This is a genomic window from Marinobacter iranensis (assembly GCF_029207565.1).
Lineage (GTDB): Bacteria > Pseudomonadota > Gammaproteobacteria > Pseudomonadales > Oleiphilaceae > Marinobacter > Marinobacter iranensis.
This window is the reverse complement of sequence record NZ_JANCMW010000443.1, coordinates 1-216: the sequence shown is the minus strand read 5'-3', so window position 1 is coordinate 216 and position 216 is coordinate 1. Positions and strand designations below refer to the sequence as shown.

General features: G+C 66.7%; 1 protein-coding gene. It reads right to left on the bottom strand.

Annotated elements, in window-relative coordinates; genetic code table 11:
• On the bottom strand, window positions 1-216 hold a 216-nt coding region (locus NLU14_RS23035), incomplete at both ends, for a contractile injection system protein, VgrG/Pvc8 family (RefSeq protein ID WP_275710985.1).

Below are 216 nucleotides of genomic sequence, written 5' to 3'. Positions count from 1 at the left end.
ACGTCGTAGCGGGTGCGGCGGTGGCCGGTGTCGCCCCGGGCGAATTCGTTGACCACGCCGTGGAAGCGCCGCAGGGGTACGCCGTCCTGCCAGACCACCAGTTCCACGGGCTGCTCCAGCACGTCTTCCGCCATAATAGCCGGGGAGGTACTGGCCAGTTCCAGCTTGCAGTGGCACAGCTTCGAGAGGGTTTCGGTCAGTTCGAAGCGGGCGACC